This is a genomic window from Pseudomonas sp. Eqa60 (assembly GCF_018326405.1).
GTDB lineage: Bacteria > Pseudomonadota > Gammaproteobacteria > Pseudomonadales > Pseudomonadaceae > Aquipseudomonas > Aquipseudomonas protegens.
The window spans coordinates 2,782,239-2,802,902 of record NZ_AP024342.1; the positions used below are offsets into that span (position 1 = coordinate 2,782,239).

The 20,664-nt window shown below is 65.2% G+C and carries 22 protein-coding genes; 6 read left to right on the forward strand and 16 right to left on the reverse strand.

Going from position 1 to position 20,664, the window contains the following annotated elements:
• Positions 1-386: 386 nt before the first annotated feature.
• Positions 387-1,283: a DMT family transporter gene (locus KI242_RS12830; RefSeq protein WP_212806225.1), complete on the reverse strand. Its 897-nt coding sequence runs from the start codon at positions 1,281-1,283 to the stop codon at positions 387-389.
• 108 nt (positions 1,284-1,391) lie between these two features.
• On the opposite strand from KI242_RS12830, the gene KI242_RS12835 reads away from it, so the two are divergent.
• Positions 1,392-2,726 carry a PLP-dependent aminotransferase family protein gene (locus KI242_RS12835; protein WP_174395003.1) on the forward strand — a complete coding sequence of 445 codons (1,335 nt, stop codon included), beginning with the start codon at positions 1,392-1,394 and terminating at the stop codon, positions 2,724-2,726.
• Positions 2,727-2,737: 11 nt separating this feature from the next.
• Here the strand turns inward: KI242_RS12835 and KI242_RS12840 are convergent, their stop codons facing one another.
• The 5 genes from KI242_RS12840 to KI242_RS12860 all read right to left on the reverse strand — a co-directional run bounded on the left by KI242_RS12840 (position 2,738) and on the right by KI242_RS12860 (position 7,307).
• A complete protein-coding gene (locus KI242_RS12840; RefSeq protein WP_212806226.1) occupies positions 2,738-4,366 on the reverse strand; it encodes a methyl-accepting chemotaxis protein in 1,629 nt (542 codons plus the stop codon).
• A 246-nt stretch (positions 4,367-4,612) separates the two neighbouring features.
• Positions 4,613-5,494 carry an alpha/beta hydrolase gene (locus KI242_RS12845; protein ID WP_041774176.1) on the reverse strand — a complete coding sequence of 294 codons (882 nt, stop codon included), beginning with the start codon at positions 5,492-5,494 and terminating at the stop codon, positions 4,613-4,615.
• Between the two features lie 87 nt (positions 5,495-5,581).
• Positions 5,582-6,103 carry an alpha-ketoglutarate-dependent dioxygenase AlkB gene (locus tag KI242_RS12850; protein WP_015635171.1) on the reverse strand — a complete coding sequence of 174 codons (522 nt, stop codon included), beginning with the start codon at positions 6,101-6,103 and terminating at the stop codon, positions 5,582-5,584.
• Positions 6,104-6,156: 53 nt separating this feature from the next.
• Positions 6,157-6,474 carry a hypothetical protein gene (locus KI242_RS12855; RefSeq protein ID WP_015635172.1) on the reverse strand — a complete coding sequence of 106 codons (318 nt, stop codon included), beginning with the start codon at positions 6,472-6,474 and terminating at the stop codon, positions 6,157-6,159.
• A 107-nt stretch (positions 6,475-6,581) separates the two neighbouring features.
• The gene (locus tag KI242_RS12860; RefSeq protein WP_053157782.1) at positions 6,582-7,307 is read right to left on the reverse strand and encodes a murein L,D-transpeptidase catalytic domain family protein; all 726 of its coding nucleotides are present in this window, start codon (positions 7,305-7,307) and stop codon (positions 6,582-6,584) included.
• A gap of 153 nt (positions 7,308-7,460) precedes the next feature.
• On the opposite strand from KI242_RS12860, the gene KI242_RS12865 reads away from it, so the two are divergent.
• A complete protein-coding gene (locus tag KI242_RS12865) occupies positions 7,461-9,032 on the forward strand; it encodes a L,D-transpeptidase family protein (protein ID WP_011060710.1) in 1,572 nt (523 codons plus the stop codon).
• 183 nt (positions 9,033-9,215) lie between these two features.
• Here the strand turns inward: KI242_RS12865 and KI242_RS12870 are convergent, their stop codons facing one another.
• Positions 9,216-11,096 carry an amidohydrolase gene (locus KI242_RS12870; protein WP_212806227.1) on the reverse strand — a complete coding sequence of 627 codons (1,881 nt, stop codon included), beginning with the start codon at positions 11,094-11,096 and terminating at the stop codon, positions 9,216-9,218.
• Positions 11,097-11,210: 114 nt separating this feature from the next.
• On the opposite strand from KI242_RS12870, the gene KI242_RS12875 reads away from it, so the two are divergent.
• The gene (locus tag KI242_RS12875; protein WP_015635176.1) at positions 11,211-11,582 is read left to right on the forward strand and encodes a hypothetical protein; all 372 of its coding nucleotides are present in this window, start codon (positions 11,211-11,213) and stop codon (positions 11,580-11,582) included.
• A 3-nt stretch (positions 11,583-11,585) separates the two neighbouring features.
• Positions 11,586-11,768 (forward strand): DUF1289 domain-containing protein, encoded by a 183-nt coding sequence (locus KI242_RS12880; RefSeq protein WP_011060713.1) that lies wholly within the window; start codon positions 11,586-11,588, stop codon positions 11,766-11,768.
• Here KI242_RS12880 and KI242_RS12885 read toward each other — a convergent pair whose 3' ends face one another.
• Together KI242_RS12885 and KI242_RS12890 are read right to left on the reverse strand one after the other, a co-directional pair.
• Positions 11,769-12,254 carry a hypothetical protein gene (locus tag KI242_RS12885; protein WP_123473175.1) on the reverse strand — a complete coding sequence of 162 codons (486 nt, stop codon included), beginning with the start codon at positions 12,252-12,254 and terminating at the stop codon, positions 11,769-11,771.
• Positions 12,255-12,267: 13 nt separating this feature from the next.
• On the reverse strand, positions 12,268-12,909 hold the full coding sequence (locus tag KI242_RS12890) for a LysE family translocator (RefSeq protein WP_041752171.1): 642 nt from the start codon (positions 12,907-12,909) through the stop codon (positions 12,268-12,270).
• Between the two features lie 246 nt (positions 12,910-13,155).
• Here KI242_RS12890 and KI242_RS12895 point away from each other — a divergent pair, with 246 nt between their 5' ends.
• Positions 13,156-13,830 carry an ATPase gene (locus tag KI242_RS12895; RefSeq protein WP_212806228.1) on the forward strand — a complete coding sequence of 225 codons (675 nt, stop codon included), beginning with the start codon at positions 13,156-13,158 and terminating at the stop codon, positions 13,828-13,830.
• An 86-nt stretch (positions 13,831-13,916) separates the two neighbouring features.
• On the opposite strand, the gene KI242_RS12900 is transcribed toward KI242_RS12895, so the two are convergent.
• The 5 genes from KI242_RS12900 to KI242_RS12920 all read right to left on the reverse strand — a co-directional run bounded on the left by KI242_RS12900 (position 13,917) and on the right by KI242_RS12920 (position 18,279).
• Positions 13,917-14,135 carry a hypothetical protein gene (locus KI242_RS12900; RefSeq protein WP_019094443.1) on the reverse strand — a complete coding sequence of 73 codons (219 nt, stop codon included), beginning with the start codon at positions 14,133-14,135 and terminating at the stop codon, positions 13,917-13,919.
• 196 nt (positions 14,136-14,331) lie between these two features.
• On the reverse strand, positions 14,332-15,384 hold the full coding sequence (locus KI242_RS12905) for an NAD(P)-dependent alcohol dehydrogenase (RefSeq protein WP_212806229.1): 1,053 nt from the start codon (positions 15,382-15,384) through the stop codon (positions 14,332-14,334).
• A 214-nt stretch (positions 15,385-15,598) separates the two neighbouring features.
• Positions 15,599-16,444 (reverse strand): CAP domain-containing protein, encoded by an 846-nt coding sequence (locus KI242_RS12910; protein ID WP_170866308.1) that lies wholly within the window; start codon positions 16,442-16,444, stop codon positions 15,599-15,601.
• Positions 16,445-16,544: 100 nt separating this feature from the next.
• On the reverse strand, positions 16,545-17,240 hold the full coding sequence (locus tag KI242_RS12915; protein ID WP_053157793.1) for a hypothetical protein: 696 nt from the start codon (positions 17,238-17,240) through the stop codon (positions 16,545-16,547).
• Positions 17,241-17,319: 79 nt separating this feature from the next.
• Positions 17,320-18,279 (reverse strand): helix-turn-helix domain-containing protein, encoded by a 960-nt coding sequence (locus KI242_RS12920; RefSeq protein WP_011060721.1) that lies wholly within the window; start codon positions 18,277-18,279, stop codon positions 17,320-17,322.
• Between the two features lie 98 nt (positions 18,280-18,377).
• Here KI242_RS12920 and KI242_RS12925 point away from each other — a divergent pair, with 98 nt between their 5' ends.
• Entirely contained in the window at positions 18,378-18,833 is a 456-nt protein-coding gene (locus KI242_RS12925; RefSeq protein WP_169893677.1) for a tautomerase family protein, read from the forward strand.
• A gap of 27 nt (positions 18,834-18,860) precedes the next feature.
• Here the strand turns inward: KI242_RS12925 and KI242_RS12930 are convergent, their stop codons facing one another.
• Both KI242_RS12930 and KI242_RS12935 read right to left on the reverse strand, forming a co-directional pair.
• Positions 18,861-19,355 (reverse strand): PaaI family thioesterase, encoded by a 495-nt coding sequence (locus KI242_RS12930; protein WP_011060723.1) that lies wholly within the window; start codon positions 19,353-19,355, stop codon positions 18,861-18,863.
• 104 nt (positions 19,356-19,459) lie between these two features.
• Entirely contained in the window at positions 19,460-20,101 is a 642-nt protein-coding gene (locus KI242_RS12935; RefSeq protein WP_011060724.1) for a hypothetical protein, read from the reverse strand.
• Positions 20,102-20,664: the final 563 nt, after the last annotated feature.

Below are 20,664 nucleotides of genomic sequence, written 5' to 3' on the forward strand. Positions count from 1 at the left end.
CGGCGTGCTCCGGTTTTCTGCTTCCAGCATGGCATCGGGGGCAAGTGGTGCGAGGGCGAGCAAGCAGGTAGCGGAGGCCGGCGCGGCGCATCTGATCCGTATTTTTCTTGCGCATCTGCGTCTGTTATCAGAACAGCCATGGTTTGAAAATGGCGCGCCCGGCCGGCTTTACGGCTGGAGACCGGGCCCGCTGCACCGCATACCTACTGTTCAGGAGGCCTGATGACTAAGATGGCGTTTTTCTTGTTTGGATTTTTAGCCTTGACCATCGCGCTCGGTGCGCTCGCGACTATCTCTCCGACCTGACCCCCGAGCCCTTTGCGGCTCTTGCTTCATATCCCCGCGCAATCAGTGGCAGCCCGGCAAGCGCTGCCACTGCCTTGTACTTATTTGGAACACTTTCGTGCCCCGACCACGCAGAGGATCACCGCCACGGTGACCCCGAGCATGCCCAGGCTGACGTGCTCGTGGAGCAGGCCGGCGGCCAGGGCCAGGCCGAAAAAGGGTTGCAGCAACTGCAACTGGCCGACGGCGGCGATCCCGCCCTGGGCCAGCCCGCGGTACCAGAAGACAAAACCGATCAGCATGCTGAACAGCGATACGTAGCCCAGGCTGACCCAGGCCGGCAGGCTGATGCCACTAAAGGAGGCGGGCATGCTGAACAGGGTCAGTGCGGCCATCAGTGGCAGCGACAGCACCAGGGCCCAGGAGATCACCTGCCAGCCGCCCAGGGTGCGTGACAGCTTGGCGCCTTCGGCATAACCCAGGCCGCATACCAGCACGGCCAGGAGCATGAGCAGGTCACCCTCGGGTGAAGCCGTGAGGCCCTGGGACAGGGCATAGCCCACCACCAACAGGCTGCCGAGCACCGAGAACAGCCAGAACACAGGGCGCGGCCGCTCGCCGCCGCGCAGCACGCCGAACACCGCGGTGGCCAGGGGCAAAAGGCCAAGGAACACAATGGAATGGGCCGAGGTCACGTACTGCAGGGCCAGGGCCGTGAGCAGCGGAAAGCCCAGCACCACGCCCAGGGCAACGATGGTCAGGGGCAGGAGCTGGGTGCGGCTCGGACGGCGCTGCTTGAACAGCAGCAGGATGCACAACGCCAGGAGCCCGGCGATGGTGGCCCGGGCCACGGTGAGGAATAGCGGGTCGAACTCCAGCACCGCGACCCGGGTGGCCGGCAGTGAGCCGCTGAAGATCAGCACGCCGATAAAGCCGTTGAGCCAGCCACTGGCGGTTTTTTCCAGGGTTGGGGATTGCAGGGTCGATGTCCGTTCCATTCGGGGAGTGCTCAAGAAGTGGGAGGCCGCAGCGGCGGGGGCTTGTGTCGAGCCCATCCTAGGATTGAAAATCAGCACAATCAAAAAATTGTCATGGATACAGCGCCTATGGCCCGTGCCCGCTACAAACAACTGGTGGACACCTTTGCCGCCGATATCCGTACCGGCATCCTGGCCCCCGGCACCCGCCTGCCCACCCATCGCGAGCTGGCGGCGCGGGAAGGGCTGGCCCTGGTCACTGCATCGCGGGTCTACGCCGAGCTGGAAGCCATGGGCCTGGTCAGCGGCGAAACCGGGCGTGGGACCTATGTCCGGGAAACCGCCTTGCCGCCAGGGCAGGGCGTGGACCAGCCCGCTACGGCACCGGGCACCCTGGACCTGAACTTCAACTACCCGGCGTTGCCCGGCCAGGCCGAACTGCTGCGTAGCGCCTTGCGCCAGTTGGCGGCGACCGGCGACCTGGAAGCCTTGCTGCGCTACCAGCCCCACGCCGGGCGCAGTCATGAGCGGGCCACGGTGGCGCGCTACCTGGCAGGCCATGGGCTGGTGGTGGAGGGCGAGCAGGTGCTGCTGGTCAGCGGCGCCCAGCACGGCCTGTCGACCACCCTGATGGCGTTGCTCAGGCCCGGTGATGTGGTGGCGGTGGATGCCTTGACCTACCCCGGGTTCAAGGTGGTGGCCGAGGCCCACGGGCTGGAACTGCTGGCCATTCCCCTGAGCGAGCAGGGGCCGGACCTGGAGGCCTTCGAGCGCTTGTGCCAACGGCGGCGGGTGCGCGCGGTATACGCCATGCCGACCCTGCACAACCCCATGGGCTGGGTGCTGGCCCTGGCCTGGCGCCAGCGCCTGGTGGCGATTGCCCGGGCCCACGGGCTGCTGATCATCGAAGACGCCGCCTACGCCTTCCTGGCCCTGGATCCTCCCGCGCCGCTGGCTGCCCTGGCACCAGAGATCACGGTCTACATCTCGGGGTTCTCGAAGAATGTGGCCACCGGCCTGCGGGTCGGTTATGTGGTGGCGCCGCCGGCCTGGGTGGCGCTGATCGAGCGTGCGATCCGCACCAGCACCTGGAACACCCCGGGGGTGATGACCGCCATGGCCTGTGCCTGGATCGAGGACGGCACGGTGGCGCGCCTGGAGCACCAGAAGCGCGAGGATGCCCAGGCCCGCCAGGCCCTGGCCCGGGAAGCCCTGGCCGGGCTGGCCTATGTCAGCCATCCGAACTCCTACTTCCTCTGGCTGCCCTTGCCCGAGGAAGTCCGGGCCGATCAGGTGGCCATGGCGCTGCTGCGGGAGAAGGTCTCGGTGTCCACCGCCGAGCCCTTTGTCGGCGCCGGCCCGGTGCCCCACGCCATTCGCCTGGCGTTGGGCTCGGTGGCCATGGCCGATCTGGGCGTGGCGCTAGCCAGGGTCCGGCAGGTGATCGGCCGCTACGCCTTCTGAAGCGGCAAGCGTCAAAGCTTGAACTGGGTCACCAGGGCATTGAGGTCCACCGCCAGGCGTGACAGCTCCTGGCTGGCGGCATTGCTCTGGTTGGCCCCGGCCGAGGTCTGGGTCGACAGGTCGCGGATATTGATCAGGTTGCGGTCCACCTCGCGGGCGACCTGGGCCTGTTCCTCGCTGGCGCTGGCGATCACCAGGTTGCGCTCGTTGATGGTGGTGATGGCCTGGGTGATCTGGTCCAGGGCCAGCCCCGAAGCGCGGGCGGCTTCCAGGGTCAGGTGGGCGCGCTCGTTGCTGTTGCGCATGGCACTGACCGCACCTTCGGTGCCTTCCTCGATGGTGTTGATCATGCTTTCGATTTCCTGGGTCGACTGCTGGGTGCGATGGGCCAGGGCCCGCACTTCGTCGGCGACCACGGCGAAGCCGCGTCCGGCGTCCCCGGCCCGCGCGGCCTCGATGGCGGCATTGAGCGCCAGCAGGTTGGTCTGTTCGGCAATCGAGCGGATCACTTCCAGCACCTGGCCGATATTGCGCACGTCCACCGCCAGGTTTTCCACCCGCTGGCAGGTCTGGGTCACGTCTTCGGCCAGTTGGCCGATGGAGTCGACGGTGTGCTGTACCTGCTCGCGGCCGTGATGGGCCGTGCGGTCGGTTTCCTGGGAGGCTTCGGAGGTGCTCACCGCATTGCGCGCCACTTCCTCCACGGCGACGGTCATTTCATTGACCGCGGTGGCCGCCTGCTCCACTTCATTGCTTTGCTGGTGCAGGGTCTGGCTGGAATGCTCGGTGACCGCGTGCAGTTCCTCGGCGGCGGAGGCCAGCTGGTTGGACGAATCGGCGATCCGCTGCAGGGTGCCGCGCAGGCTGGCCTGCATGGTCTGCAGGGCGTGCAGCAGGCGCGCCGGTTCGTCCTTGCCGCTGACTGCGATGCTCTGGCCGAGATCACCGCGGGCGATGGTTTCCGCTACCTCCACGGCCTGGCCCAGGGGGCGCACGATGCTGCGGGTCAGGAACAGGGCCAGGACCACGGTCAGGGCCACCACGACCAGCATGATCAGCAGGACCATGCCCACGGCACCTTTGAACACCTGGTTGCTTTGCGCCGCCGCGGCGATACCGCCCCGGGTGTTGACGTCGATGATGGTCAGCAATTCCTTGAGCATGGCGTCGGCATTGGCCAGGAACGGGCCGCCGTCGACGATGTCGATCGCCGCTTCCTTGTGGCCCTGGCGCATCAGGTCGGTGATCCGGTGCTGGTCCTTGAGGTACAGCGCCTCGGCTTCGACAAAACGCTCGTAGGCGGCGCGTTCGTCGTCGACGTTGATCAGTTTTTCATAGGCCTGCTGTTGCCGATCCTGCTGCTGCTCCAGCTCGCTGAGGCGCGACAGCAAGGTCTGCACGTCACCGCTGTCGCGCACCACCAGCATGCGCAGGGTCAGGGTTCGGATCTGGGTGCTGGTCAGGGCCAGGGCATTGGCGGCAACGATGGATGGCTGCCAGTTCTGGTCGACCTCAAGGGATTGCTGGTTCATGCGTTGCATTTCCAGCAGGGAGAAACCTCCCAGGGCCAGGGCCAGCAGGGCGATCAGGGCGAAGCTGAACCCTGCGCGGCGGGAAATGTTCATCGTTCTCAAGAGCATGACTGTGTTCCTTGTGGCGGCAAAAAGTACAACCGGCGAGGCGAGTCGCGGTTTGCATCGGTGCGGTGCGCGGTGGGGCCAGGCCCCACGGCACCGTCGGCTTTTTGCACACAAGGCAGGCGGCAGGCGCATCTGATCGGCGCCTTTGTCCAGTGCTTTCCAGGATCGACAGGTTGCACGGCCTGCCTGGAAAACCCGCCAATGATAGCACGGTGACATCTGTCGCGGGCGCCTGGCCCGCGGCTTTCACCGGCCTTCGGTCTGGAGAAAGCCCTGGATGGAGCGGGCGCTGGTGGCCGGGTCGACCTGCATGAAGCAGTGCTGGCCGTCGATCACCTGGGTGCTCAGGTGCCGGTTGATGGCCGCCCAGCGCTTGATCGAGCGAGCCACGTAGGGGTAGCTGTCGCGGCCGTGGATCACTAGGCTTGGGGTCTTCACCTGGCGCAGCGAGCGCCACAGGCGGCGGGGAAAGGAGCTGTAGATATCCACTTCGCGCTCGGGGGCGCATTTTAGGGCCACGCCTTGTTCGTCGTCCTTCAGGCCGTGTTCGACATAGGCGGCCAGGGCCGCGTCGCTCCAGCCCTTGAAGATGCCCCGGTTGGCCAGCGCGGCCTTGGCGGCGGCGCGGTCCGGCCAACGCCGGCGGCGGGCGGCGGCCTTGCGCGCGAGGCTGTGGCGGCGGTTCAGGCCCAGGGCCGACAGAACGCCCAGGGAGCCGATCATGGAGGGGGTGAAGATCACCGGGTCCAGCATCACCGCCTTGCGAAACAGTTGCGGGCGTTCGGCGACGATCAGGCAGGTGAGCACCCCGCCAAAACTGTGGCCCAGCGCATAGCGCGGTACCTCGCCATAGGCATCGAGCCCGGCTTCGAAGGCCTCGGCTGCCAGTTCCGCGGTACGGTTCCAGCCGAGGAACGGGCCGCCGTGGTCGGTATCGCCGTGGCCCTGGACGTCACTGAGCCACAGGTCGAAGGACTCGGCCAGCAGCGCCAGCATCGGCTGATAGGCCATGGAGCAGAAACCGTTGCCGTGCAGAAAGTGCAGCAGGGGCTTGCCCGAAGGCGCGGAGCGCAGGCCGCGCAGGGTGAAGCCTTCGGGACAGGGGTAGGACCAGGGAAGCAACTGCATGGGGCCTCGGGGCAAACGCTGAATACAGCCGGGCATTGTCGATGGCCCGGCCCTTGAGTCAAGGGCCGATCCTGACCGAGTCCAGCACTAGCCGGTCTTGAGCTGGCGAAACGACAGGCTGATGCGCTCGCCGGCGTCCGGCGCCTTGGGGATCGCGTGCAGCCAGTGTTTCTGCAGTTCGTCCGACATGTGCAGCAGCGAGCCGCTGGCCAGGCTGTAGTCGAAGGTGGCGCCGCTTTCCTTGTGGCGAAAGACCATGGCCCGGGCGTGGCCCAGGGAGACGATCACCACCCCGGTGCCTGTCACCAACTGTTCATTGGCGTCGGAATGAAAGCCCATGGAGGATTGGCCGTCGGGGTAGCAGTTGAGCAGGCAGTTGTTGGGGCGAAAGCCCAGCAGTTGCTCGATGGGCCCGCACAACTGCTCCAGCGCTTCGGGCATCGGCACGGCGGGGTAGGTGATCTGCGAGTAGTCGTAGGGCGCGCCGAAACTGGCGGTCTTGCGCGCACGCATGCGCTCGTCCCACAGCACGGAGTCCTTGAGGTGGTTGAACAGCCGATGCGGGTCGGCGATGAAGTCGGGGAAAAAGTCGATTTCGGGTGGAGTCATGGGAGTACTGCCTGTCGTGAAGGACAGCGCCTGCGGGGGGCAGGGCGTGATCCTTATCGGTCCTTGATGGGGGCCTGGAGTGTGCCGCCTGCCACCGACTGGATAAACTGTGCGGCCTTTTGCCCCAGGTCCGCCTGGGAAGCGCGGATCAGCAGGACCAGGGGCGCCAGGGACAGTGGCTCGATGTCCAGCCGTTGCTGGCTGGAATTGCGCAGTATCAGGGTCAGCTCGGTCCACTGGTCATCGTCGGTGGTCCGGCTGTCGCCATCGGAATCCACATTGCAGCCAGCGCCCCACAGGTGTTCGGCCACCCGGTAGAACGCCGGGCGTGGTCCGGGCTGTTGCAGAAGCAGGGCATGTGGCGAAGGCATGGCGTGGAGCTCGGGCGAGGTGGCGTTCCAGGTCGGTAACGGTATCTCGCCGCCGGCGTGCGGCGCAACTGCGAAGAGGGCAGGCGCCGAGCATCCGGCCGGCTTGCTCAGCCGCCGTTGGCGCTGAGGATGCTCGCCACCTGGCGTGGCTGGCAGTTGAGGTAGGGCGAGGTTTTCAACCAGCGCTGGTCCGGGTACCAGGAGAACATGAACTGGCCATCCTTGAGCTTGTCTATCACCTGGCGCGCTACTTGCGGGCGCACCGCGGGGCAGCCCTGGCTACGGCCGATGCGGCCCTGGCGCTGGCTCCACAAGGGGTTCACGTAGTCGGCGGCATGGATCACGATGTCGCGGTCCCGGGCCCGGTCGTTGAAGCCCGGTTCCAGGCCGTCCATGCGCAGTGAGTAGCCATGGCTGCCTTCGTAGCTTTCCTGGGTGCGGAACAGGCCCAGGCTGGATTGGTAGCTGCCCAGGCGATTGGAGAACTGGGTAGCGAAGTTTTCCCCGGATTTCTGCCCGTGGGCCACCAGGTCGCGCAGCACCAGTTTTTTGGTCCGCAGGTCGAAGATCCACAGACGCCGTTCGGTGGAGGGCTGCGAGTAGTCGATCACCGCCAGGTGGCGGGCTTGTCGGGCGCCGCTGCCTACCGCGCATTGCATGGCGCTCAGGGCACTTTTCAGGGCCTGGGGATTGAGTTGCGGGGCGGCGTGGGCGAGGCTGGCGTACAGCGTGGGGCTGGCGACGGGCTGGACTTTGCTGGCGGCGAAGGACGAAATGGAAAAGGCGCCCAGGGCAATGGCCACCAGGCAGAACCGGCACGAGAAATTCAACATGTATAGAGCGTCCCCATGGTCACTTTGGCTCCTGACGTCCTGTCGTTCCCCCGGCAGTCTGGTCTATATGTTTAATGCCCAGGCCCGATTGTTTTCCGCATCTGCCGTAATGGTTGGCCGCCCGCTGGGCGCCCACGGATTGGAGTAAAGCAGTTGTTCAAAAAACCCGCATGTTACTTGACCCTGTGCCTGCTCGCTGCGCCATTGGTCGCGCTGGCCGATGAGCTGCCACAGCTGTCGGCGAGCCCGATGCAAACGGCGCTGACGCAACTGGCCGTGGCCTGCCCGGCCCTGGCGCCGCGGCTCAATACCCCGGCCCAGCAGCTGTTGCAGGGCTTCTACCAGCAACAGGGCGAACAGCAGGTGTGGTCCGTGGCGGGCCGCCTGGCCAGCTTGCAGGCGCAGTTGGCGCAACTGGTGGACGACGGGCTGGACCCGGGCCACTACCGCCTGCCGCAGGCGAGCCCGGCGGGAGATGGCCTGTGCAGCGATATCGATATCACCCATCAGTACCTGCAAGCCCTGCAGGACCTGCATTACGGTCGCCTGGCGCAAAGCCGCTTCGAGCCTATGTGGCGGGCCCAGCCGCTGCCGGACGATCGCCAGAGCGCGCTGCTGGCGATTGCCGTGCCGGGCATCGCCCACATCGCCACGGCCTTCGAGCAGGCGCGCCCCAGCCTCGCGCAATACCGCAACCTGCGCCAGGCCTATGCCCATGAGCGCCAGCAACCCTTGCCCCAGTGGCAGGCCGTGGCCGGCGGCCCGTTGCTGCGCCCGGACATGCAGGACAAGCGGGTGCCGGAGCTGGCCCTGCGCCTGTACCACGGCGGCTACCTGCAAAGCCCGGTGGTCAACCCGGACAACGCCTACAGCGGCGAGCTGGTCAGCGCGGTGAAGAACTTCCAGCTTGGCCATTCGCTGCAGGCCGACGGTGTGGTCGGCGCGGGCACCCTGAAAGAGATGAACATCAGCCCGGCCGAGCGCCGCGAACAGCTGCGCATCAACCTCGAACGCCTGCGCTGGCTGGCCCAGGATTACGAGCCGAACCTGGTGCTGGTGAACGTCGCCGCCGCCCAGCTGACCTTCTATCAGCACGACGCGGTGGTCTGGCAGACCCGCACCCAGGTCGGCCGCGCGGAGCGCCAGACGCCCTTGCTCAAATCCCAGGTCACCCGGCTGACCCTGAACCCCACCTGGACCGTGCCGCCGACCATCCTCAAGGAAGACAAGCTGCCGGAAATCCGCCGCGACCAGGGTTTCCTCAACCGCCAGAACCTGCAGGTGCTGGATGCCAACGGCCAGCCCCTGGCGGCCGAGGACATCGACTGGGACCGCCCCGGCAACATCCTCCTGCGCCAGGGCGCCGGCCCGCGCAACCCCTTGGGGCGCATCGCCATCCGCTTCCCCAACCCGTTCTCGGTGTACCTGCACGACACCCCGAGCCAGGCGCTGTTCAGCAAGGGGCCGCGGGCCTTCAGCTCCGGCTGCGTGCGGGTCGAGCAGGCCCTGCAACTGCGCGACTGGCTGCTCAGCCCGGCGGAGCGGTTGCGCACCAACGAGCTGTTGGCCACCGGCCTGACCCACGAGTTCCGCCTGGCCAAGCCGGTGCCGATCCTGCTCAGCTACTGGACGGTGCAGGCCGACAGCCACGGGCAACTGCTGTATGCCCCGGACATCTACGGGCATGATCAGGTGCTGTCGACTGCGCTGGGCAGCAAGATCTGATGTGGCTGTGTGGGTGAAGGCAAACCCTGGCCAGGGAGCTTGCTCCCGCTGGGTGGCGTAGCCGCCCCTAGGCCCTCATGGCGCTCTAGCGGACGCAGGCTCTCTCGCCACCGGCGCCTTTGCGCGAGCGGAAAAAAGGCCGCGGTGCCTGGATGGGCGTCGCGGCGTTTTCCATAGCGGGTTTCAAGGCTGCACAGGCGCCAGCCGGTCGTAGATCACATCCAGGGCCGGGCCCAGGTCGCCGTCGCCCTGGGCCACGGCCTTGATGCCCTGGGGCACCGGCAATGACGGATCGCCATGCATCCCGAACGGCGGCGGCAAGCCTGCCACCTTTACCGGACGCTCATAGATCACCCGGCCTTCCTTGACGGTCTTGAGCACTTGGATCTCGCTCAGGGTCTCGGGTTTGACGGTCAGCGGGTTGGCCGAGAGCACCGCGAAATCCGCCAGCTTGCCCGGGGTGATGGAGCCTTTGCGGTCTTCTTCGAAATGCTGGTAGGCCGACCACAGGGTCATGGCCTTCAGCGCCTGCAAGGGCGTCACCCGCTGGTCCGGGCCGAGTACGTAGCCGCTGCGGGTGGTGCGGTTGACCGTGGCTGCCAGCACTCGCATGGAGTCCGGCAGGGCCACCGGTGCATCGTGGTGGGTGGTGAATTTCATCCCGGCCTGGAGCACCCACTGGGTCGGCGAGATGTTTTCCGCGCGTTCGGGCCCCAGCACCGACTGGCGATGCCAGTCGCCCCAGTAGTAGGTGTGCATGGGGAATAGGGAAGGGAAGATCTTCAGTTGCTTGAGTTCGGCCACCTGGTCCTTGCGCAGGGTCTGGCCGTGGATCATTACCGGCCGCACATCGACCCCGGGGTAGGCCTGTTCCGCGGCACGCATGGAACCGAGCAACTGGTCGATGGCGCGGTCGCCGTTGGTGTGGGAAAGGATCTGCCAGCGGTTGGCCAGGGCCTCTTTATAGATGGCCAGGGCGTCGGCGTCCTTGACCACGCCGTAGCCGGCATAGCTGGCGTCCTGGCCCTGGGGCGGCTTGAAGTAGGGCTGGCTCAGCCAGGCCGTCTTGCCCTGGGGCGAACCGTCCAGGGTCAGCTTGACCCCACCGATGCGAAAGTGCTGGTTGTACACCACCGGCTGGTTGCTCGGGTGATACCAGGGGGCGACCATCAGTTGCTTGACGCCGGGGGTGAGGATATCCGGGTAGGAGACGATGTCCGCCAGCAACTTGCCATCGCCCGCGGCCTTGATCGCGGTCTTGACCTGGTCCGGGGAAGAGCGGCCGTCCTGGATCGTGGTGTAGCCATAGCTGACATACAGCTTCTGCCCGGCGCTGAGCATGTCCACCGCCTGGTCGGCGGTGAGCTTGGGGAAGATCTTGATCAGGGCGTTGAAGAAGGCGTTTTCCTCCAGCACTCCGTTGGGCTCCTGGCTGCCGTCGACGCGGCGGATCACCCCGCCTTCCGGGTTGGGGGTCGACGCGTCGATCCCCGCCAGTTCCAACGCCTTGCTGTTGAGCACCCCCAGGTGCGAGGACTGGTGGACGATGGCGATGGGCAGGTCGCGGGTCACGGCGTCCAGGTCGGCCTTGGTGGGGTGGCGCTGTTCCTGCAGCTGGGAATCGTCATAGCCAAAGCCGAACAGCACGCCGAACTGCTTGGGGATCGGCGACTGCTGTTCAAAGCTGCGCAGGGTTTCCTGGAGCCCGGGGATGCTGTTGTTGGTTCCATCCGGTGGCGGCAGCAGGTTGGCGCTGGCAGCCTGGAAACCCACCATCGACACATGGCCGTGGGGGTCGACGAAGCCCGGTAGCAGGGTCGCGCCCTTGAGGTCGAGCATCTGCGTGGCCGGACCCTTGTTCTTGAGTACCTGTTGCCGGTCACCCACGGCGAGGATCTTGCCGTCCTTCACCGCCACTGCCTGGGCCTTGGGGTGCTGGTCATCGATGGTGATGATCGGGCCATTGAACCAGATGGCGTCGGCCACCGGCGGCGTGGCCGCCAGGGCACTGGCACTGGCGAGCTGGAGCGCTGCCACGAGCAGCGCGAAGGAGGTCTTTTGCATGTGCGTTCTTCCTTGAAGCGGGCAGGAGCGCACTAGCCTAGCCGCAAAGCGCCGCCGCGGGCGAGTGGCTTGAGGTATGGTGTGCGGCCTTTTAGCTGCGACTCAAGGCTTGTCATGCCATTCAACAAACGCCAGCAGGCGGCCACGGAGCGCCTGCTGGCCGCCACCCTGACCGAAGCCTGCGAAGCCGCCAAGGCCGAAATCGTCGGTTTTTCCTGGCTGACCCACGAAGTGGACTACGCCGCCTTTGCGGCGAGCCTGGTGGTGGTCTGGGTCTTCGACACCCAGGCCCACAAGGAGCAGGCCCTGGCGGCCGGGCAGGGCGCGCGGATGCTCGAACTGACGGCCCGGGCCCTGGAAGAGGCCGATGTTCACCTCGACGCCCTGGAAACCCGTGTGTTCTTCGACAGCGAAGAGCAATGCCGGCGGATCAATGGTGGCGATTGGGCGCAACGCCTGAAGCGCCTGCGCCCGGGCCGGGGTTGAGCCATGGCCAAGGAAATCGACAACCCCTGCATCGCCCTTTGCCAGCTCAGTGGCGACCTGTGCCTGAGTTGCGGGCGCAGCAAGGACGACATCCGCAAATGGAAGCGCATGAAGCGCCCGGAAAAAATGGCCGCCGTGCAGCGGGCCGGCATCCGGCTCAAGGCCTTGCAGAAAAAGAAGGGCTGATCAGGTATCGCTCTGGAATTGGCCGGCGCCCAGGCGCCGCACGCTCAGCCAGAAGTCTTCCCCAGGTTCGTACTCGGCCAGAGACAGGCGGTGCACCTGTCCCTGCTCGTCCTCCACCGTCAGGCTGGTCTCCCAGTCGAAATCCGGGTTCTGGGAAATGGTGTAGGACGGGTAAGGGCTGTTGATCTCGAAATGAATCGAGTAGACCTCCAGTGGCGGGCACGACAGCAGGCCTTGTGCGTACAGCTGCCAGACCTTGCGCATGCCGGGCACGCACAGGCGCTCGGCAAAGGCCAGGGCCTGGGGGATGTCGTCCCAGGCGGCCTGTACCCCTTGCTGCGCGGTCGCGAGCCGGCGCTGGGGCGGTTCGTTGCTGGGGTGCTGGACGTAGACCAGGCGGCTGCCGAACTGCAATTCGCATTGCAGCACGCCGGCAGTGGTTACCCAGTGGCCCAGCAGCGATTCCTTGAGCAGGTCTATTTGCATCGCGTCTGAGGGCTCAGGCCGTTTGCCGGCGCATGGCGAGGATGGTGGTGCCGAAGAAGATAAAGGTGGAACCCACCACCCGGTTGACCCACTTGGACAGGGCCGGCCGGGTCAGCACGCCCTTGGCCCGGGAGGCCAGCACCGCGTAGACGCTGAGGGAGGTCAACGACAGCGCCATGAAGATCAGGGTCAGGATGAAGAACTGCGGCAGCAGCGCGGCGTGCTGGTCGATGAACTGGGGGAACAGGGCGGTGAAGAAGATGGTCGCCTTGGGGTTGGTGGCGGCGGTCAGGAAGGCCGACTTGAACAGCTTCAGGCGCGGCGGCTTGCCGACCTTGGTGCTGTCTGCGCTGGCTTCGCTCAGCAGTTGGCTCTTGCTGAACAGCTGCTTGGCACCCAGGTAGAACAGGTAGCCGGCACCGACGATCTTCACCGCGTTGAAAATCCATTCGGAACTGGCGATCAGTGCCCCGAGGCCGAGCATGGCCGCGGCAGACATGCAGAACAGCCCGCTGACATTGCCCAACGATGACCAGATAGTGGACTTGGCGCCGTAGGCCACGCTGTTGTGCAGCGCCACCAGGGTAGCGGGGCCGGGGCTGGCGATGGCGATGGCTGCCACCAGGGTGTAGGTCAGTATCGAGTGAGCATCCATGGTCCGGACTCGTCTTGCAGAAAAAGGGGGCTTGATTCTATCGGGGCCAGGGCGAGCTGTATGCCAGAAATTGACGGCTTTATCGAAGGGCGCGAGCGGCGCAGGCCACCGCCTTCGAGGCGCATCGGTGCCCATTGTCAACCATTGCTGCAATCGATAGTTATCATCAAAAAGTGCAGGTTCCGTTTTTCCGGCAAAGGAGGAAGATAGCGCTTACACCGTGCTTGCTGCAGAAGGAAACACCCGATGAGAATCTCGACTCTAGTGACCCTCGTGGTGCTTTTGATCGCGGGAACCGGGGCTTCTGCGGCCACCCTCGCCACTGAAGACACCTCCTGCCACTTCCTGCCCATGGCCGACAGCAGCACCGACCTGCAGCACGCGCAGTCGGTAGGCGTGCTGTACAGCGAAAACACCATCAGCACTCTGCAATACCTGGAGCACTACCATGCGGTGGCGCTCAACGGGGCGAAGAATGCCGGCCTCGATCCGCGCATCAGCCAAGCCTTCGTCAACAGCTCGGACCCGAAACGGGCAATCGACTGGCTGATGGCTTCGCTGCAGAAGCATTTCGGTTCGGTGACCGTCTATGACAGCCTTGACGCGGTGGTCCAGGCCCACCCCGATGTGGTGGTGATGCTCGATACCTACAACCAGCTGGTGACCAAGCGCAACAGCAAGGTCGAGGCGCGCTTCATCGCCAAGTTCTATGACACCAACCTGCAGTACATCGGCCAGGCAGCCGGGATCCAGGCCAAGGAACTGCCGTCGGTCTGGGTACGGGGCAAGGCGGCGCCGGAGATCGCTGCGCAGATCAACCAGCAGACCGAGTTGCAGGTCGATGCCCTGAAGCAGTTCGACGCATCGCTCAAGGCCCTGGTGAGCCAGGGCGAAGCGGGGCAGATGGCGGCCAACAAATGAGTTGCAGGCAGGCCTGATGAAAAAAAGCCCCGAATGTTCGGGGCTTTTGCTTTGTGCCTGGGCGGGGGCAGCCTGTGGCGCGGTGCCTAGGCCGAGGCCAGAACCCCCGCGACCAGCAGCGCTATGCCCAGGTACCAGCCCCAGAGAAAGGGCCGGGCTTGCGGGTCTTTCCTGGCGTAGACGTATACATAGAAGGGAATGAACAGGCTGAGGATGGCATTGCCCAAAGAATTCTTCAGGGCCACGCAGAAAATCGCGAACTGCATCGCCACCGTAAGTGCCAGCCCTGACAGGATCAGGAACATAACCATTGAATCGTCTCGCTATCGAATGAAGGTCGGTCACCCCCTCTGGTGCGTCGCGGCCCGGATGCGGGCAGCGGCGCGCCAGAGGGAGCGGTGTGACGGGTTATCGACACGGCGGTGCAAAGCAATAGGCAAGGGTGCCGTCATCGACCCTTCATTCACTTGCGAGCGTTCACTGCTGGTGCCAGGCCGGGTTTCAGGCGCCGCTGCCCAGGGACGCCATGTCGATCACGAAGCGGTAGCGCACATCGGCCCGTTCCATGCGTTCGAAGGCCTGGTTAATGTCCTGCATGGCGATCATTTCGCAGTCCGGGAGGATGTTCTTGCGCGCGCAGAAGTCGAGCATTTCCTGGGTCTGGGCGATGCCGCCGATGGGTGAACCGGCCAGCCGGCGCCGGCCCAGGAGCATGGGCAGGGTCAGTTGTTCGTCGATCGGCCCGACCTGGCCGACGATCACCAGGGTGCAGTCGATGTCCAGCAGGGGCATGTAGGGCGAGACGTCGTGGCGCACCGGAATGGTGTCGATGATCAGGTCGAAGCTCGACTGGGCGCGGGCCATGGCCTGCGGGTCGCTGGACACCAGCAGTGCATCGGCGCCCAGGGCCAGGGCGTCGGCGCGCTTGTCGGCGCTGCGGCTCAGGACCGTGACCTTGGCTCCCATGCCCACCGCCAGCTTGACCGCCATGTGCCCCAGGCCACCGAGGCCGATGACCCCGACCCGGCTGCCGGGCCCGACATTCCAGGTGCGCAGCGGCGAATAGGTGGTGATGCCGGCGCATAGCAGCGGCGCGGCCTTGGCCAGGTCCAGGCCTTCGGGCACCCGCAGGACGAATTCTTCGCGCACCACCAGGTGCTTGGAATAGCCGCCGTAGGTCACCTCGCGGGTGAGGCGGTCCAGGCCGTTGTAGGTCTGGGTATTGTGCTCGCGGCACATCTGTTCTTCGCCCTTGCGGCACTGGTCGCACACCTGGCAGGAGTCCACCATGCAGCCGACGGCGACGCTGTCGCCGACCTTGTACTGCTTGACCTCGGGGCCGACGGCGGTGACCCGGCCGACGATCTCGTGGCCCGGGACCATGGGGTAGCGGCTGGCGCCCCAGTCGTTGCGCGCCTGGTGCAGGTCGGAGTGGCAGACCCCGCAATAGAGGATTTCCATCGCCACATCGTTGGCGCGCAGGGCGCGACGCTGGAAGGTGAAAGGCGCCAGGGGAACCCCGGCGGACTGCGCTGCGTAACCGAAGGTTTGCATGATCAGCGTTCCTGTGTGAGGGAGAGCGAATGATCCGAAGGCAGGGCTACAAGCATAGAAGCCCCGGGCGCACCGTGAGGACGGCCGACCGATGGTTGTGCGGGCCAACCGGCCGCGCACCGCGCAGGCCGGGGTGAGTGAGTGTCGCTCCTTCGTTGTCCTGGGGGCCCGGTTGCAGCTTCAGGGCGTGGCAGCCACGCCCCGGGCACTGGGCTCAGGGCGCGCCGAACATCGCGGTCCAGTAAATGCCGGCATCGCTTTTCGGGTCCACCGCGTAGGCCGCGCCCAGCTCGCTGTAGGCCGGGTTCATCAGGTTGGCGCAATGCCCGGGGCTGGCCAGCCAGCCGTCCACCACCTTGCGCACCGTGTCCTGGCCGGCGGCGATATTCTCGCCCACCTGCTGGCCGGCATAGCCTGCCAGTTCCGCGCGGTCACCCGGGGTGCGGCCGTCATGGTCCTTGTGGTCGAAGTAGTTCTGGTTGGCCATGGCCCGGCTGTGTTCCTCGGCGGTGGTGCCTAGGGTGGCGTTCCAGGCCAGGGGCGCGGTGGCGGCAAAACCCTGGCCACCGCATTGCCGGGGCTGGCCGCGGGCACTGTTGATCTGCGCGAGCAGTTGCTGGCCCTCGGCCTGCCAGTCCCCCAGGCGCGCGGACAGCAGCGGTCGCGCGAGCACGATGCGCCACTGGTTGGCCTGGCGATTGACACCGATATCGACGAACTGCGGGTCCAGCACCACCTGGCAGAAGCTCTCGCGTACCGCCTGCATCGCCGCCTGGGCATCCCGGGGGCCGGAGAGGCTGATGGCCTGCACGTTGACCATGGGGTAGGCCGCCCGGGCCAGGGCCTGCTGCAGGTCACCGACGTTGTCCACCGGCAGGATTAGCCGTGGGTCGCCGGTCAGCGGCGGCAGCTCCGAGGAGGCCTGGTTGGCGCAGCGTTGCGGCTGGCTGCGGTAGGCGTTGATCGATTCGATCAGTTGCGACTGGTCGTCGGCGACGGCGCCGGTGGCCGCCAGCAAGCCCAGGGCCAGGGCTGTGGCGGGCAAGAACAGTGAGCGCATGGGCATGCAAGTCTCCCGGGAATTGGACAGCGCCCATGATGCACCCGGCGCCGGGGCATTTCATCCGCCGGTGGATGAAATCGGTGTTAGCCGCTGCGCCTCAATGGAAGTCGTAGTACAGCGCCCATTCGCCGCTGGCGGGGTGTTTCCAGAACATCAGGCTGCCGCCGTGCACCACGTTGAGGTTGATCTTGGCGTCGGAGGAAATCTGCATCACGAATTCGAAGCCGTCCCCGACATCGATTCCCGACTGGCAGAACGAGGGGTAGCCCCCGAGCTTGTGCTGGTAGCAATGGTTCACCAGGTCGTAGTAGCACTCGATCTGCCCGGAGTTTTCCAGTTCGAGGATTTCCCGCTCCAGGTCCTCTGGCACGCCACCGCCGTCCCACAGCGGAAAGTCTGCGGGCACTGCCTCGGGCTTGAGCGGGAAGGGCTTGAGAAAGGCCCCGGGGGCAGTCAGGTCCTTGCGCACCAGCACATCCTCGGCACGGTATTCACGGATCAGCCAGCGCTCGCCCATGGGTTCCAGGGGCTCGGGAAAGGGGTTGGCGACGAACACCGTGAGCACCCGCACGCTTTCCAGCAGCGGGCTATGGAAGGGCAGCGCCGGCAGATAGAACTGGGCGAACGGCAGCAGGGTTTCCCCGGCGCTGTTGCGCGGCAGCTCTTCATCCTCGCGAAATAGAAAAACCTGGCCCAGCCAGCTTTCCTCGTCGCTGCCGGAGGGGCGAAAACCGCCGGGAATCAATTGCAGCGCCGGCTTGGCCAGGCGGCGCTGGATTTCCTGAATGTCCATGGTCAGGGCAGGTGTCCTGTTCGAAAGAAAGGGAGCGGCAATGTATCAAAAGTCCTCTTGCCTGGGGACCGTGGTGGGCTCAGCGCAATTGCCTCGGAGTGGCGTTGAGCAACTTGCGCATCAGCCGGCGCAGGGCCGTGGCGTCCTGGTATCCCACCTGTTCGGCCACGCGCTCCACCGAATATTTGCTGCTTTGCAACAGAGCCCTCGCCCGGTTCAGTTGCACATTCTGGATCAGGCGCAAGCTGCTGTGGCCGGTGACCTTGCGTATCTGGCGACCCAGGGTCCGTTCGGACATGCTGAACTGTGCGGCCAGTTCGCCGACGCTGGGCAGGTTTGGCAAGCCGGCTTCGATATGGGCGGTAAGCCGGCTGATCAGGGTGCTGCCCTGGGCCATCATTGCCGGTACCCGAAACGGTGCCTGCAATTGCCGCCGATCAATCAGCAGCGTCTGCCCCACCGCGTCTGCCAAGCTCGTGCCGAAACGGCTGCGCAGCAGATGCAGCATCAAATCCGATTGGCCAAATGCTGCTCCGGCGGTGGTTAGCGGAGGGTCGACCACAACCATCTGGTCCGGATCCACCTTGGTGTCGACGGCCCACTCTTGCAGCAGCGGCGCCAACCACCAGGAGGTCGTAACCCGGCGCCCGGGCAGGAGCCCGGCGGCCTGCAACAGGAAAACGGCGGAACAGGATGCCGCCACTTCGCCTCCGAGTTCCAGATGATCGCGCAATGCATCCAGCAACGGGGCAATGTCTGCTTGCAGCAGGCGCTGGGCGATGGCCTCGGGGGTGTCAATGCCCAGCCCCGGCACTATCCAGCAGGACCGATCATCGTCCCTGGCATCCAGGGCCTCGACCTCGAGCAGCAGGCCCTGGCCCAGGGCTACCTGGCCAGCCTGCAAGGCACAAACCCGCCAGCGCGGAGCCCCGAGCCCCAGGCGTGGGGCCAGCAGCGCGGCGCTGGAAAGCATGTCCAGGGTCAGGGCGACGCTGGAGGCAAAGGAACCGGGTAGGAGCAAGACGGTGAAATCGTTCATTGGCGGATTATGCATGAAAGATGTCGAATCGGTCGCTGTTGGCCAGGGATGAGCACAGGCTCAATAGCCGCTCCTTTTCTGTGTAAGTGGTGATGCCGATGCCTAATATTCTGATCAAGATCCCCCAGGGCGCTTTCGATGCCCGGCAGCGTGCCAAGGTCTTGCAAGAGGTTACCCAAGTGGCCCTGACGGTGGAGCAAATAGGTGATGACCCCCGTCAGCGGGCGTTGTGCTGGGTACTGCTGGAAGAGCTGGCGCCGGGCTTCTGGAGTTGTGGAGGTGCCGACTCCAGTGCCCAGGCGGTTCCTTGCATGGTCCGGGTCAAGGTCCCGGCGGGCGTGCTCGATGCTGCCCAGCGCCAGGCCTATGTCGAGGGCTTGCATCAGGCGCTGGCCGCCTGTCTGGCAGAGGACGATCCGCGAATGCTGATGACCTCGATCCTGCTGGATGACGTGGCTGATGGCACCTGGGGGGCCAACGGTTCGTTGTGGCGGCTGGCGGATTTTGCCCGAGCGGCGGGCTATCGGCACCTGTCCCACCTGCATGCGCGATAGTTCCGACCGCCTTCCCAGGCCCTCGGCTCAGGCGTCTCTACCGTGAGCCGCTGCCGCGAGCTGGCTGGTATCGACCCGCACGAAGACCGAATCGCCAATGGCGGTCAGCACATCGCCGGCATACACCTCGCAGATCACCTGGCTCTTGCGGCCTACTTCACCCTCGACCCTGGCGCGCAGGGTCAGGGGCACGCCCATGGGGGTGGGCTTGATGAACTTGATGCCCAGGTTGCCGGTGACGCAGTCGATGCGTGGCAGGCTGCCGGGCTCGCGCTGTTCGTTGCGGTAGTGGTAGGCCATGGCGGTCCAGTTGGAGTGGCAGTCCACCAGCATGGCGATCAGGCCGCCGTAGACCAGGTCCGGCCAGCCGCAGTACTTGGCGTCGGGCAGGTGCTCGGCCACCACGTGCACACCGTCCTCGTGCCAGTGGCTCTTGATGTGCAGGCCGTGATGGTTGCTGCTGCCGCAGCCGAAGCACACGCCTTCGGGGGCGGTGGTGTCTTGCAGTGAGGTCGGGTGCATGGTTGTTCCTTGTTGTTCTTGGGGGCGCGGCGCCGGGTGCTTTCCCGGCGTTGCAGCGCAGCATCCTATCCAATTTGCCTGAACGATCGAAGGCCGGATTGCAGCTAGCTGGGGTAGTGCATGGTCAGCACGGCCCAGCGCAGGTTCTCGACCCCGGGTACTTCGCCAATATCGCGGGAGGCGTGTTCGACCCAGCCGGTGTATTCCTCGACCGCCTCCAGATGCTTTGTCCATTTATCCTCTGTGAAGCCGACGCCGAAGATGATCACGCTGCCGCTGGCGACCTTTTCTTCCTTGGCCTTCAGGCGTGTCATGTACCAGTAGTCGTCCGATGCCGAGATGAACAACTTGCCTTGGTTGGCGTTGGCAAAGGGCGCCTTGAGTTCGATGAAGTGGAAGCGCTGCTTGTCTGCGTCGCGGATCCACAGGTCACATTGCTTATGGTGAATGTCCATGTCGGACCAGCGCTGGTCCAGGGCGACCTTGTATTCCACGCCCACGTCGCCGAGCCAGCCGTCGCGTGGCCCGGCCAACCCCCGGTGCTGGATCAGCCAGAAATAGAATTCGAACTTCAGCCAGCCCTCGAAACCATTGCCGAGCACGCTGAGGGCCGAGGGAAGGTGCGGGCGCTCCTGTTCCCAGGACTTCAGGAACGCGCGGAACTCTGTTGCAACACTGTCGATACCTGGCATGGCCGTCCTTTGCAGCAAATGGGTGAAGGTGGTGTTGTGGCGCGGTGCCATCATGCATCAAGGTCGCCTCTTGGCGAAGGCGCATTTGCCGCTGTGAATGAGGGGCGGCCAGCGTCGTTGTGACGCATTGATTGCGGCAGGTGTCGTACAGCGTCGAGGTTTTCCCGGGCGGGCGGCTCGTGGCTCCGGCCAAGACAGGCTGATGCCGTAATGATATTCTTGCGCTGAATCGGTTCATCGTTTGTGCAGAAATACCTTACCCGTGCTTAGCTTCAAGTGGCCTGTTCGGGTCCCTTGCAAGGCTGTGGGAGTGTCTGCACGACCCCGCCGAATGTAATGTCAGGCAGTGTTCGTTTACCTCTTTGGTTGAACCCGACCCCTAATTTCCTGTTGGCCCCCGCAGTTGCGGGCGTCATTCTTGTTCGTCCGGCAGTTTGCGGCGCGCAAGGTCGGGCAGGGGGAAACTGCCTGTTGGTTGCGTCCCGTGACGTGCCCTGAGAAACACTGTCACTCAAGTAGCTGAAGCCAAGAACGACAAGAAGTCAGCGCCGGAGCGATATAAAACTGAGGTCGAGCCTGTCTCGTCGGCCTTGTGTGCCCACCCTCCAGTTCTTTTG